Source organism: Mesorhizobium loti (assembly GCF_003148495.1).
Classification (GTDB): domain Bacteria; phylum Pseudomonadota; class Alphaproteobacteria; order Rhizobiales; family Rhizobiaceae; genus Mesorhizobium; species Mesorhizobium loti.
Genome location: NZ_QGGH01000003.1, coordinates 368503 through 382299 on the forward strand (window position 1 = coordinate 368503; position 13797 = coordinate 382299).

10 protein-coding genes are annotated in these 13797 nt (G+C 63.7%); 9 read left to right on the plus strand and 1 reads right to left on the minus strand.

The window, feature by feature from the left end; all coding sequences use genetic code 11:
- Positions 1-17: 17 nt before the first annotated feature.
- From leuS to C8D77_RS15270, 3 genes are all read left to right on the plus strand, one after another.
- Complete coding sequence (gene leuS, locus C8D77_RS15260; protein WP_109664395.1) at positions 18-2642, plus strand: leucine--tRNA ligase; 2625 nt, start codon at positions 18-20, stop codon at positions 2640-2642.
- Positions 2629-3210 carry an LPS assembly lipoprotein LptE gene (locus C8D77_RS15265; RefSeq protein ID WP_109664399.1) on the plus strand — a complete coding sequence of 194 codons (582 nt, stop codon included), beginning with the start codon at positions 2629-2631 and terminating at the stop codon, positions 3208-3210. Before leuS ends, C8D77_RS15265 begins: the two co-directional genes overlap by 14 nt.
- 296 nt (positions 3211-3506) lie before the next feature.
- Positions 3507-6215, plus strand: coding sequence for a DNA translocase FtsK (locus C8D77_RS15270; protein ID WP_109664402.1), 2709 nt, complete (start codon positions 3507-3509; stop codon positions 6213-6215).
- Between the two features lie 85 nt (positions 6216-6300).
- On the opposite strand, the gene fsa is transcribed toward C8D77_RS15270, so the two are convergent.
- The gene (gene fsa, locus C8D77_RS15275) at positions 6301-6957 is read right to left on the minus strand and encodes a fructose-6-phosphate aldolase (protein ID WP_109664405.1); all 657 of its coding nucleotides are present in this window, start codon (positions 6955-6957) and stop codon (positions 6301-6303) included.
- Positions 6958-7047: 90 nt separating this feature from the next.
- On the opposite strand from fsa, the gene C8D77_RS15280 reads away from it, so the two are divergent.
- The 6 genes from C8D77_RS15280 to C8D77_RS15305 all read left to right on the plus strand — a co-directional run bounded on the left by C8D77_RS15280 (position 7048) and on the right by C8D77_RS15305 (position 13786).
- A complete protein-coding gene (locus tag C8D77_RS15280; RefSeq protein ID WP_109664408.1) occupies positions 7048-9231 on the plus strand; it encodes a primosomal protein N' in 2184 nt (727 codons plus the stop codon).
- Between the two features lie 54 nt (positions 9232-9285).
- Positions 9286-9981 carry an aspartate/glutamate racemase family protein gene (locus tag C8D77_RS15285; protein WP_109665396.1) on the plus strand — a complete coding sequence of 232 codons (696 nt, stop codon included), beginning with the start codon at positions 9286-9288 and terminating at the stop codon, positions 9979-9981.
- Positions 9982-10138: 157 nt separating this feature from the next.
- Positions 10139-10534, plus strand: coding sequence for an AGROH133_08824 family phage infection protein (locus C8D77_RS15290; RefSeq protein ID WP_109664413.1), 396 nt, complete (start codon positions 10139-10141; stop codon positions 10532-10534).
- A gap of 246 nt (positions 10535-10780) precedes the next feature.
- The gene (locus C8D77_RS15295) at positions 10781-11341 is read left to right on the plus strand and encodes a F0F1 ATP synthase subunit delta (RefSeq protein WP_109664418.1); all 561 of its coding nucleotides are present in this window, start codon (positions 10781-10783) and stop codon (positions 11339-11341) included.
- A complete protein-coding gene (atpA, locus tag C8D77_RS15300) occupies positions 11341-12870 on the plus strand; it encodes a F0F1 ATP synthase subunit alpha (protein ID WP_109664421.1) in 1530 nt (509 codons plus the stop codon). The genes C8D77_RS15295 and atpA overlap by 1 nt, the downstream gene beginning before the upstream one ends.
- Positions 12871-12901: 31 nt before the next feature.
- The gene (locus C8D77_RS15305; RefSeq protein WP_109664425.1) at positions 12902-13786 is read left to right on the plus strand and encodes a F0F1 ATP synthase subunit gamma; all 885 of its coding nucleotides are present in this window, start codon (positions 12902-12904) and stop codon (positions 13784-13786) included.
- The last annotated feature ends 11 nt before the right edge of the window (positions 13787-13797 follow it).

Below are 13797 nucleotides of genomic sequence, written 5' to 3' on the forward strand. Positions count from 1 at the left end.
TAAGTGAAAAACGCCCCATGGCAACCGAACGATACAATCCGCGCGCGTCAGAGCCCAAATGGCAGAAGGCCTGGGACGCCAAGAAGCTGTTCGAAGCGCACAATGACGATCCGCGCCCGAAATACTACGTGCTGGAGATGTTCCCCTATCCGTCGGGGCGCATCCATATCGGCCACACCCGCAACTACACGATGGGCGACGTGGTGGCGCGCTACAAGCGGGCCAAGGGTTTCAACGTGCTGCACCCGATGGGCTGGGACGCATTCGGCATGCCGGCCGAAAACGCGGCGATGCAGAACAAGGTCCACCCCAAGGAATGGACCTACCAGAATATCGCCACCATGCGCGAGCAGCTCAAGGTCATGGGCCTGTCGCTGGACTGGGCGCGCGAATTCGCCACCTGCGACGTCGATTATTATCACCGCCAGCAGATGCTGTTCCTCGATTTCGTCGAGAAGGGGCTGGTGACGCGCAAATCCTCCAAGGTCAACTGGGACCCGGAGGACATGACCGTGCTCGCCAACGAGCAGGTCATCGATGGGCGCGGCTGGCGCTCGGGCGCGCTGGTCGAACAGCGCGAACTGACGCAATGGTTCTTCAAGATCACCGACTTTGCGCAGGATCTGCTGGATTCGCTCGACGGCCTCGACGAATGGCCGGAAAAAGTGAAGCTGATGCAGCAGAACTGGATCGGTCGCTCGGAAGGCCTGCTGATCCGTTGGCCTCTGGCCACCGCCTCCGGCGGCGAGCATGAGCTGGAAGTCTATACGACAAGGCCTGACACCATTTTCGGCGCTTCCTTCATGGCTGTCGCCGCCGATCACCCGTTGGCCAAAAAAGCCGCCGAGAGCAATCCGGCGCTGGCTAAGTTCATTGAGGAAGTCCGCCATATGGGCACCTCGGTGGCGGCGCTGGAGACGGCTGAGAAGAAGGGCTTTGACACCGGTATCCGCGTCGTCCATCCGTTTGACGACAGCTGGACGCTGCCTGTCTATGTCGCCAACTTCGTGCTGATGGAATACGGCACCGGCGCCATCTTCGGCTGCCCGTCGGGCGACCAGCGCGACCTCGACTTCGCCAACAAATACGGCCTGCCGGTGATTCCAGTGGTGATGCCGGAGGGCGAGAATCCGGCGAGCTTCCAGATCATCGATGAAGCCTATGTCGACGACGGCGTGATGATCAATTCGCGCTTTCTCGACGGCATGAAGCCGGATCAGGCTTTCGACGAGGTGGCGAAACTGCTGGAGCAGAAGACCATCGGCAACCGGCCGATGGCCGAGCGCAAGGTGAATTTCCGCCTGCGCGACTGGGGCATTTCGCGCCAGCGCTACTGGGGCTGCCCGATCCCGATGATCCATTGCGAGGATTGCGGCGTGGTGTCGGTGCCGAAGGCCGACCTGCCGGTCAAGCTGCCCGACGATGTCGATTTCGACCGGCCGGGCAATCCGCTCGACCGGCATCCGACATGGCGGCATGTGAAGTGCCCGCAATGCGGCAGGGATGCACGGCGCGAAACCGACACGATGGACACGTTCGTCGATTCGTCCTGGTACTTTGCCCGTTTCACGGCACCGTGGGCGCATGAACCGACCGATCCCAAGGCGGCGAATGAATGGCTGCCGGTCGACCAGTATATTGGCGGCATCGAGCATGCGATCCTGCACCTGCTCTATTCGCGCTTCTTCACCCGCGCCATGCGTGAGACCGGCCATGTCGATCTGGCCGAGCCGTTCAAGGGCCTGTTTACGCAAGGCATGGTGGTGCACGAAACCTATCGCGTCGGCTCGGCGTCGAATGGCCGCTGGCTGGCGCCCGCCGAGGTGCGGCTGGAGGATGTCGACGGCAAGCGCAGCGCCATCGACATCGCCACCGGCGAGGCCGTCACCATCGGCCCGCTGGAAAAGATGTCGAAGTCGAAGAAGAACACGGTGAGCCCGGAAGACATCACCGACGGCTACGGCGCGGACACGGCGCGCTGGTTCATGCTGTCGGATTCGCCGCCCGAGCGCGATGTCGAATGGACCGACGATGGCGCCGCCGGCGCGCATCGCTTCATCCAGCGCATCTGGCGCCTGGTGTCGACGGCGGCCGAGACGTTGGCCGGCGTCAAGCCCGCGGTGGCCGGCAGCGGCGAGGCCGCGGTGGTTTCCAAGGCCGCGCACAAGATCCTGAAGGCGGTCGGTGAGGATATCGAGAAGCTCGCTTTCAACCGCGCCATCGCCCGCATGTACGAACTGGCCAACGCGCTGACCACGCCGCTTAATGAAGTGGCCGAAGGCAAGGCCGATGCAGCGCTGAAAGGTGCCTGCCGGCAGGCGGTGGAGATTCTCGTGCATCTGATCGCGCCGGTCATGCCGCATCTGGCCGAGGAGTGCTGGGAAACGCTCGGCGGCGCCGATCTGGTCGCCGAACGGCCGTGGCCGGTCTTCGATCCGGCGCTGGTCGTCGACAACGAAGTCACCTATCCGGTACAGGTCAACGGCAAGAAGCGGGGGGATTTGACAATTGCCCGCGACGCGGACCAAGGTGCGGTCGAAAAAGCGGTATTGGCTCTCGACTTCGTGCAGAAAGCACTCGAAGGTAAGGCTCCGCGCAAGGTGATCATCGTGCCGCAGAGGATCGTCAATGTCGTTGCCTGAGCCGGAAAAGACAGAGCTGAGCCGTTTGCTGCGCCGCATCGCGCTTGCCGGCCTGGTCGGCTCGCTTGCGCTTGTCTCGGCCTGCACGGTGCGGCCGCTCTATTCGAGTGCGCCGCTGTCGGGGTCGCAGGCCAGCGCCAGTGCCGAACTGGCGTCGATCGCCATCAAGCCGGTCGGCTCGCGTTCCGGCCAACAGGTGCGCAACAATTTGATTTTCGGGTTTGGACGGGGCGCCGGCGAGCCGGCCTCGCCGGCCTATTCGCTCACTCTCGGCGTGAGCGAAGCCGTCGAGTCCGCGGCACTCGTGCAGGTCGGAACCGACCAGGACGAGCCAACCGCCGGTTCCGTGACGCTGACCGGCACCTATACGCTGGCCGACGTGAAGACCGGTGCGGTGATCGCGTCCGGCAAGCGTTCGATCACCTCGTCCTTCGACAGGCCGCGACAGGAGTTCGCGGCATACCGGGCGCAGATCGACGCCGAGAATCGCGCCGCGCGCGAGCTTGCGGAAGCGCTGCAACTGTCCATTGCCCAGGATCTGGTCAGGCACAGCAAGACGGCTGGCTAGCGCTGCTCATCGGTCTAGCGCCCCAAGCATGACGGGATGATCGTGAGATCACGATCAGGTTCCGAATTGAGATCGTCCGGCATCGCCGCAAAGATACGCCATCAGACTCCTCCATGGCACAGCGAGCAGATCGCGCCACCGGCGTGTGCGCAGTGAGACGACGATCGTGCCGCGTCGCTCGCAGAGGGTGTCACGACGATTTTGCTGCCCAAGGATGGTTGGCGATCCGTCCGGGAAGCAACTGTTAACCACTCGCTCCCTATTGCTCGGCAGACATTTCAGAGTGAGTCTTGAGAATGGAAGCCAGGCGTTTTTCACGGGTCAATTTGTTGAAGGCAGCATCGCCCGATGATCCCGAGGGGAAGCGTTTCGACGGCATCAACGACAAGGGCGGTCAGCGAATTTCTTCAGCAGCGACAGGCGCTCTTGATCGTCCGGCGCACAAGGGACTGGACGGCCGGCAGCCCGGTACACACGAGGCTGGTTATTCCGCGCCGGTTGTCGATCTCGGCGGCAACAAGCGGCTCTATATGGAGCCCAGGGGTAGCTCGGAGGCGAGCAACGCGCCCTCGAAAGTCGGCGATATCGAAAGCCCTGCCTGGCAAGAATACTTCTTCCTCGCACCCAACGTGCGTTTCACCCGCACGCCCGACTATGAGGCCAAGAAGCATCGTCCGCAGGACGAGCGTGTTGTCGAGCAAGGTGATGCGGACGCGCTCCCGACGCAGCAAGCCGTCGCGCAACCCATGGTCGACGAGGCGTCCGCCGCGCCCTCGCTCTTGGCATTGCCGGCATCGGTGAAAAGCCCCGCCTCCCAGCCTCTGGCCGGCCGCGGAGCCGCCACGCAAAGGCTGTCACCGCCGGCTGCGGCTTTCGTTCCCTCGGGGGGTGCCAGAGAGAAGGTGCCAGTCGTTACGCCGGCGCCGCCGAGGACGGCCACAACGGGACGAGCAACCGCGCGCACGGTTGCCGCTGCGGGCGCCCAGATCAGACCGGCTGCTCCCGAAAAGCTGCGCTGGCTCTATCTTTCGGATCACGCCTTCTTCGAGGCTATGGCGCCCTATCTGGTCGATGTTTCGTCCCAGGCCCGCCAGGCCAACCCGCCTGCATCGGTCACCGCAGTGCCTGTCGCCGCTGCGCGGGCCGACATCCGTCCGCCGACAGCGACCGATGCCACCTCGCTGTTTCGTGTGATCGAATGTCTTCCGAGCCAGGCCTCGAAACCGTTGCCGGACGTTTTGCCGGCTAACTCGAACGAGGCTCTCGCTCAGCCCGAAGTGCCAGCGAGCAACGCGTCACTGCAGGCCCAGCCCGCTGCAATCCCCGCTGCGGCGCGCGATGCCGTTCCCGTGCCGGCCCTCGCAAGTGTAGACGCCACTGTCAGGATTACGGCCGCGCGCCCTTCCTCGCGCCTGCCTCGGACCGGCAAAATTGTGCCATCAACGTCGGGCGATCCCTATGAGCTTCCCCCGGAAGATCTGTTGCAGCAGCCCCCGGAGGGACAAGGCTTCTACATGTCGCAGGAGCGGCTTGAGCAGAACGCCGATCTGTTGGAGAGCGTGCTCGAAGATTTCGGCGTGCGCGGCGAGATCATTCATGTTCGTCCCGGCCCGGTCGTCACGCTCTATGAGTTCGAGCCGGCGCCGGGCGTCAAATCTTCCCGTGTCATCGGGCTTGCCGATGATATCGCCCGCTCCATGTCTGCTGTTTCGGCGCGCGTCGCCGTCGTGCCTGGCCGCAATGTCATCGGCATAGAGCTTCCCAACGAGACGCGAGAAACCGTCTATTTCCGCGAGCTGATCGAATCGGAGGGTTTTCGCAAGACCAGCTGTAAGCTGGCGCTTTGCTTGGGCAAGACGATCGGGGGTGAGCCGGTCATCGCCGAGCTGGCGAAGATGCCGCATTTGCTCGTGGCCGGCACCACCGGCTCCGGCAAGTCGGTTGCCATCAACACCATGATCCTGTCGTTGCTCTACCGGCTGAAGCCGGAAGAATGCCGGCTGATCATGGTCGATCCCAAGATGCTTGAACTCTCCGTCTATGACGGCATCCCGCATCTTCTGACGCCCGTCGTCACGGATCCCAAGAAAGCCGTCACCGCGCTCAAATGGGCGGTGCGCGAAATGGAGGACCGGTATCGCAAGATGGCGCGGCTCGGTGTGCGCAACATCGACGGCTACAACGAGCGCGCCGCTACTGCCCGCGACAAGGGCGAGACGGTTGTCATGACGGTGCAGACCGGCTTCGAAAAGGGCACCGGCGAGCCGCTTTTCGAACAGCAGGAAATCGACCTTGCGCCGATGCCCTACATCGTCGTCATCGTCGACGAGATGGCCGACCTGATGATGGTCGCCGGCAAGGAGATCGAAGGCGCCATCCAGCGTCTGGCGCAGATGGCGCGCGCTGCCGGCATTCACCTGATCATGGCAACGCAGCGCCCCTCGGTCGATGTCATCACGGGCACGATCAAGGCCAATTTCCCGACCCGGATTTCCTTCCAGGTCACATCCAAGATCGACAGCCGCACCATCCTGGGCGAGCAGGGCGCCGAACAACTGCTTGGCCAGGGCGACATGTTGCACATGATGGGTGGCGGGCGCATTTCGCGCGTGCATGGGCCCTTTGTTTCCGACGCCGAAGTCGAGCATGTGGTGGCGCATCTGAAGGCGCAGGGTCGTCCTGAGTATCTGGAAACCGTGATCGCCGACGAGGATGAGGAAGAGGCCGAAGACGACCAGGGCGCGGTCTTCGACAAGGGATCGGTTGCAGCCGAAGACAGCGATGCCATCTACGACGAGGCGGTCAAGGTGGTGGTGCGCGACAAGAAGTGTTCGACGTCCTACATCCAGCGCCGCCTTGGCATCGGCTACAACCGCGCCGCATCCCTCGTCGAGCGCATGGAAAAGGAAGGATTGGTCGGCACACCCAACCATGTCGGCAAACGCGAAATCATCATGGGCCGGCGCCAGCAGGCGACTGCGCATGACGATGACAGTGCGGATTGACCGGGCCCTTGGGGGCGGATTTTTGTCTGAAGCGCATTAAAAAAGGCCGGTTGCCCGGCCCTTTTTATTGAAAAGCGGTGCGGCTTCAGCCGATCTTCTGGCCGGTCTTGGCCCAGTCGGCGAGGAACTGTTCCAGGCCTTTGTCGGTCAGCGGGTGTTTGACCAGTGCCTTCAGGGTCGCCGGCGGCGCGGTAACGACATCGGCGCCGATCAGGGCAGCCTGCTTGATGTGGTTCACCGTCCGGACCGAGGCCACGAGGATCTCGGTCTGGAAATCGTAATTGTCGTAGATCTGCCGGATCTCCTGGATCAGCTCCATGCCGTCCGCGCCGGTGTCGTCGATACGGCCGACGAAGGGCGAAATGAAGGAAGCGCCGGCCTTCGCCGCAAGCAACGCCTGGTTGGCCGAGAAACACAGCGTGACGTTGACCATACGGTTCATCTGCGTGCGGATCGTCTTGCAGGCCTTCAGTCCATCGAGCGTCAGCGGCACTTTGATGCAGACATTGGGCGCGATCTTGGCCAGCACCTCGGCCTCCGCCATCATGTCCTTGAATTCGGTGGCCACGACTTCGGCCGAGACCGGGCCCTTGACGATGTCGCAGATCTCTTTGGTGACGTCGGCGATCTTGCCGCCCGATTTGAGGATCAGCGACGGATTGGTGGTGACGCCGTCGAGCAGCCCCAGATCGTTGAGCTCACGGATATCCTTGATGTCGGCGGTGTCGACAAAAAATTTCATGGCGAGTCTCCTGAAGATTCTTATGTGCATGCCATGCACATTCGGGGTCGGCCTTTGATCTAGACCAAAGTCAGGGCAAGGTCACGCCTCATGATCGAAGATTCGCCCTTTGTCGCAGCCGCACCGGTCCTGGTGCCGATGCCCGCCGAACGCCCCTACACCTATGCCGTGCCCGCCGGCATGCGCGTGGTGCCGGGCTCGATCGTGCGCGTGCCGCTTGGTCCGCGCCAGGTCGCCGGCATCGTCTGGGACGGCGCGGTCGAGAAGGTCGACGCGAAGAAGCTGCGCCCCATCGAACAGGTCTTCGATTGCCCGCCGATCGACCGCGCCATGCGCCGCTTCGTCGACTGGGTGGCGCAGTATACGCTGTCGCCGCCAGGCATGGTGGCGCGCATGCTGCTTCGGGCGCCGGAGGCTTTCGACCCCGAACCGTGGATCGAGGGGCTGCAGCGCACGCTTCTAGCCCCCGACCGGATGACGGGCGCCAGGCAGCGCGTGCTGGAGACGGCCGAAGGCGGCCTCGCCTGGACGCGATCCGGCCTTGCCCACGCCGCAGGCGTGTCGTCGACGGTGATCGACGGCCTGCGGGCGCAAGGCGTGTTCGAGACGGTGATGATCCCGCCGCGCCCGGTGGTGGCCGCGCCCGATTCCAGCTACGCCATACCGGAACTGATGCCGGACCAGAGCGATGCGGCGCTGATGCTGCGCGCCAATGTCGCAGCCGGCGTGTTCAACGTCGCGCTGCTCGACGGCGTCACCGGCTCGGGCAAGACGGAGGTCTATTTCGAGGCAGTGGCGGCCGCGCTCGATCAGGGCAAGCAGGTGCTGATCCTGCTGCCGGAAATCGCGCTGACGCATGCTTTTCTCGAGCGCTTCCAGCAGCGCTTCGGCGCCAAGCCGGGCGAATGGCATTCCGACCTGCCGCCGCGGATGCGCGAAAAAGTGTGGCGGCAAGTGGCGGAGGGCGGCGTGCGCGTCGTCGCCGGCGCGCGCTCGGCACTGTTCCTGCCGTTCAAGGAGCTTGGCCTGATCGTGGTCGACGAGGAACACGACCCTGCCTACAAGCAGGAGGACCGCGTCTTCTACAATGCGCGCGACATGGCCGTGGTGCGCGGCCATATCGGCAGTTTTCCGGTGGTGCTGGCATCGGCGACGCCATCGGTCGAAAGCCGGGTCAATGTGAGCCAAGGTAAATACGACAGAGCCGTTCTCTCTGCCCGCTTCGCCGAGGCGGCGCTTCCGCATCTGAAGGCGGTCGATATGCGGCGCGCACCGCCGGCGCGCGGCGGTTTCCTGTCGCCGGTGCTGCTCGACCAGATGCGCCAGACGCTGGAGAGGAAGGAGCAGTCGCTATTGTTCCTCAACCGGCGCGGCTATGCGCCGCTCACGCTGTGCCGGGTTTGTGGCCACCGCTTCGGCTGCCCGGTCTGCTCGGCCTGGCTGGTCGAACACCGTTTTCGCGGTCAGCTCGTCTGCCATCATTGCGGGCACAATGAGCGCCGGCCCGAAGCCTGCCCGGAATGCGGCACGCTGGATCATCTGGTCGCCTGTGGGCCAGGCGTCGAGCGCATCGCCGAAGAGGTCGTCACGCATTTCCCGGACGCGCGCACCATCGTCTTGTCATCCGACCTGATGGGCGGCGTGCGGCGGCTGCGGCTGGAGCTGGAGGCGATCGCCGACGGCGAGGCCGACATCGTCATCGGTACGCAGCTCGTCGCCAAGGGCCACAACTTTCCCAACATGACGCTGGTCGGCGTCGTCGATGCCGATCTCGGCCTTGCCAATGGCGATCCGCGCGCCGCCGAGCGTACGTTCCAGTTGCTCAGCCAGGTCACCGGCCGCGCCGGCCGCACAGGCAAGAAGAGCCTTGGCCTGCTGCAGACCTTCCAGCCCGACCATCCGGTGATGCGGGCGATCGTCTCAGGCGACGCCGAGGCTTTTTACGAGCGCGAGATTGCCGAGCGCGAACGGGCCGCCCTGCCGCCTTTCGGCCGGCTCGCCGGTGTCATCGTCAGTGCGGTGACGCGGGCGGAAGCCGAGGGCCATGCACGCGGCCTGCGCCGCGCCGCGCCCGAGGCGTCAGATCTGTTCGTGCTGGGGCCGGCGGAGGCGCCGCTGTCACTGCTCGGCGGCCGCCACCGCTTCCGCCTGCTGATCCAGGGCGAACGGCGCGCCGACATGCAAGGCTTCATCCGCGCCATGCTGGCCAACGGGCCGAAGCAGCGCGGCTCAGTCAGGGTGCAGGTCGACATCGACCCGCAGAGCTTTTTGTAAGGTTGCGCTTTCAGCGATAGGTTGCCCGCAAGCCAGCGAGGAATGGAAGATCAGATGAAAACTCTTGGCCTTCTGGGCGGCATGAGCTGGGAATCGACAGCCATCTACTATCGGCTGCTCAACGAGATCGTGCGCGAGCGGCTGGGCGGGCTGCATTCGGCCAGGCTTCTGCTGTGGTCCTTCGACTTCGCCGAGATCGCCGAGCGGCAGCATCATGGCGACTGGGACGGCGCCGGCGTGCTTCTGGTCGAGGCCGCACGCAAGCTCGAGGCGGGCGGCGCGGAAGGCCTGTTGTTGTGCACCAACACCATGCACAAACTGGCCGACCAGGTGCAGGCATCGGTGTCGATCCCGCTGATCCACATCGCCGATGCCACCGCGATGGCGGTCAAGCGCGCCGGCATGCAGCGCCCGGCGCTGCTGGCGACGCGCTTCACCATGGAGCAGGATTTCTACAAGGGCCGGCTCGCCGACAAATTTGGCCTGCAGCCGGTCGTACCTGATGCCGCCGGACGCGACATGGTCCATCGCGTCATCTACGAGGAATTGTGCCAGGGCATCGTCACGGAAATCTCGAAGGCGGCCTATATCGCCGAGACCGAACGCCTGCGCCGCGAAGAGGCGGCCGACAGCGTCATCATGGGCTGCACCGAGATCACCATGCTTGTCGGCCAGCAGGATTTCGACATTCCGGTCTTCGACACGACGCGCATTCATGCCGAGGCGGCAGTGGAGTTCGCGCTTAGCTGATGCGCTTCCAGCCCTTTGTTCTGACGCAATTCCGGACGGAAAACCGCTTCACACTTTTCCTGGCATTGCTTTGAAAGTGCCGGGAGCCATCTGGCGTGACGTTTTTCCTCCGCTAGAATGCCGGGAATTTCAAAAACAGGCATTTCGAGGGGACAGTATGGATTTTGCGCTTCCGTGGCCGACGAGCCAGGGCGAATGGCTGGCGTGGTCGAGCGCCGTCGTCACCGTGCTGCTCGGGCTTTTGTTCTTTCTGGCCCCGAGCCTGGCTTTCCGTGCCTTGCGCTTGCAGGTCAAGCCCGAGAAGGCTGCGGCGATCGCCGAGGGACGCGGCAGGATGTCGGGCTTCTATCTCGGCGTCGGTCTGTGCTGCATCCTCTTGGCACAGCCGCTGATCTACATGGCGCTCGGCTTCTCCTGGCTGTTCACCGCCTTCGGCCGGCTGCTGTCGATGATGTCGGATGGCGCCAACACGCCTTTCAATTGGGTTTCCATTGTGGTGGAATTGGTGCTGGCGGCATTGCCGCTCGCCTTTGCCTTCGGCTTTCTGCCTTGAATCGTTGGGTATTCCGCGATGGAAGACGGGTGACTTTCGACGGATGCGACAATAGTGCCTGAAAACCATGCGGAACGACGCATTGCGGTCTTAAAATGCCTGTGCTAGACGGCAATCGACTTTCGGCCGGGGATAGCGGAAGCCGCGCCTCCGTGCTCGAAAAAATGCAGTAAGGTCAAAGATTTAGCCAGAGTTTTTGCTCGCGCCAACAATCTGCGGCCTGTCAGACAAGAGAAAAGACGGTCCGTGGCTCAATCGTCATCGCCAATCTCAGGTGTCGCAGAACGCTATGCGGGTTCGCTGTTCGAACTCGCCCTGCAGGCAAATTCCGTGGCCAAGGTCGAAGCCGACCTCAACAGTTTCGAAGCGATGCTCGCGGGCAGCGCCGATCTCACCCGGCTGATCAACAGCCCGGTTTTCTCCAGCGAGGACCAGGCCAAGGCCATCGCGGCGATCGCCGACAAGGCCGGGATTACCGGCCTCACCGGCAATTTCCTGCGCGTCGTCGCCCGCAACCGCCGCCTGTTCGCCATTCCCGGCATGATCAGGGCATTCCGCCAGATCGCCGCCGAACATCGTGGCGAGACCGCTGCTGAAGTGACGTCGGCGCACGAGCTGACCGCTGCCCAGCAGACCGAACTCAAGGCGGCGCTGAAGAGCGTTGCCGGCAAGGACGTGGCCATCTCCGTCACCGTCGATCCGTCGCTGCTCGGCGGGCTGGTGGTCAAGATGGGCTCGCGCCAGATCGATACGTCGCTCAAAACCAAACTCAATTCGCTCAAGCTTGCACTGAAAGAGGTCGGCTGATGGACATCCGCGCCGCGGAAATTTCCGCAATTCTGAAAGACCAGATCAAGAATTTCGGCAAGGAGGCCGAGGTCTCCGAAGTCGGACAGGTGCTGTCTGTCGGTGACGGTATCGCCCGTGTCTATGGCCTCGACAATGTCCAGGCCGGCGAGATGGTCGAATTCCCCGGCGGCATCCGCGGCATGGCGCTCAACCTCGAAGCCGACAATGTCGGCGTCGTCATCTTCGGCGCCGACCGCGACATCAAGGAAGGCGACATCGTCAAGCGCACCGGCGCCATCGTCGATGTCCCCGTCGGCCCCGGCCTGCTCGGCCGCGTCGTCGACGCGCTCGGCAATCCGATCGACGGCAAGGGTCCGATCAAGGCGATCGAACGCAAGCGCGTCGACGTCAAGGCGCCCGGCATCATCCCGCGCAAGTCGGTGAATGAGCCGATGTCGACCGGCCTCAAGGCCATCGATGCGCTGATCCCGGTCGGCCGCGGCCAGCGCGAGCTGGTCATCGGCGATCGCCAGACCGGCAAGACCGCCATCATCCTCGACACGATGCTCAACCAGAAGTCGGTGCACGACAACGGCCCCGAGAAGGAAAAGCTCTACTGCGTCTACGTCGCCGTCGGCCAGAAGCGCTCGACCGTCGCGCAGTTCGTCAAGGTGCTGGAAGAGCGCGGCGCGCTCGAATACTCGATCATCGTCGCCGCCACCGCTTCCGACCCGGCGCCGATGCAGTTCCTGGCGCCGTTCGCCGGCGCCACCATGGGCGAATATTTCCGCGACAATGGCATGCACGCGCTGATCAGCTACGACGATCTGTCGAAGCAGGCCGTCGCCTATCGCCAGATGTCGCTGCTGCTGCGCCGTCCGCCGGGCCGCGAAGCCTATCCGGGCGACGTCTTCTATCTGCACTCGCGCCTGCTCGAGCGCGCCGCCAAGCTCAACGACGATCTGGGCGGTGGTTCGCTGACCGCCCTGCCGATCATCGAGACGCAGGCCAACGACGTGTCGGCCTACATCCCGACCAACGTGATCTCGATCACCGACGGCCAGATCTTCCTCGAAACCAACCTGTTCTTCCAGGGCATCCGTCCTGCGGTGAACGTCGGCCTGTCGGTCAGCCGCGTCGGCTCGGCCGCGCAGATCAAGGCGATGAAGCAGGTTGCCGGCTCGATCAAGGGCGAGCTCGCGCAGTACCGCGAAATGGCGGCCTTCGCGCAGTTCGGCTCGGATCTCGACGCCGCCACGCAGCGCCTGCTCAACCGCGGATCGCGCCTGACCGAACTCCTGAAGCAGCCGCAGTTCTCGCCGCTGAAGACGGAAGAGCAGGTCGCGGTGATCTTTGCCGGCGTCAACGGCTATCTCGACAAGCTGCCGGTCAACCAGGTCGGCAAGTTCGAGCATGGCCTGCTCAGCCACATGCGCTCGGCCGGCAAGGACGTTCTCGACGCCATCCGCAAGGAAAAGGCGCTGTCGGACGATCTGCGCGCCAAGCTGAAGGCCGAGATCGACGCTTTCGCCAAGACCTTCGCCTGAGCGAATTGCAAGACGGGATCAGGTTTGAAGCATGCCTTCATTAAAAGACCTTCGTAACCGTATCGCCTCGGTCAAGGCGACGCAGAAGATCACCAAGGCGATGCAGATGGTCGCCGCGGCGAAGCTGCGCCGTGCGCAAGAGGCCGCGGAAGCGGCGCGCCCCTATTCGGAGCGCATGGGTTCCGTGCTGGCCAACATCACCCAGGCAATCGGCGGCGGCGGCGATGCCCCGGCGCTGATGACCGGCACCGGCAAGGATGACGTGCACCTGCTCGTCGTCTGCACCGCCGAGCGCGGCCTGTGCGGCGGCTTCAATTCGCAGATCGCCCGCCTTGCCCGCGACCATATCCGCAGGCTTTTGGCCGACGGCAAGCAGGTCAAGATCATCTGCGTCGGCAAGAAGGGTTTCGATATCCTGCGCCGCGACTATGCTTCGATGATCATCGACCGTGTCGACCTGCGCGAGGTCAAGACGCTGCGTTTCGTCAATGCCGATGCGATCGCCAAGAAGGTCATCCACCTCTTCAACGAGGGCGGCTTCGACATCTGCACGCTGTTCTATTCGCAGTTCAAGTCGGTGATCAGCCAGATCCCGACCGCGCAGCAGATCATCCCGGCAGGCGTTGCTTCGGCCCCGGCCGAGGCGATCGATGGCGGCAATGCCGTCTACGAATACGAGCCGGAACCGGGCGAAATCCTCTCCGACCTCATTCCGCGCAACATCTCGGTGCAGGTTTTCCGGGCGCTGCTCGAAAACGCGGCCGGCGAAATGGGCGCCAAGATGAGCGCCATGGACAATGCGACGCGCAACGCCGGCGAGATGATCAACAAGTTGTCGATCACTTATAACCGCCAGCGGCAGGCGCAGATCACCAAGGAACTGATCGAAATCATTTCGGGCGCCGAGGCGCTCTAGGCGCGGTTCGC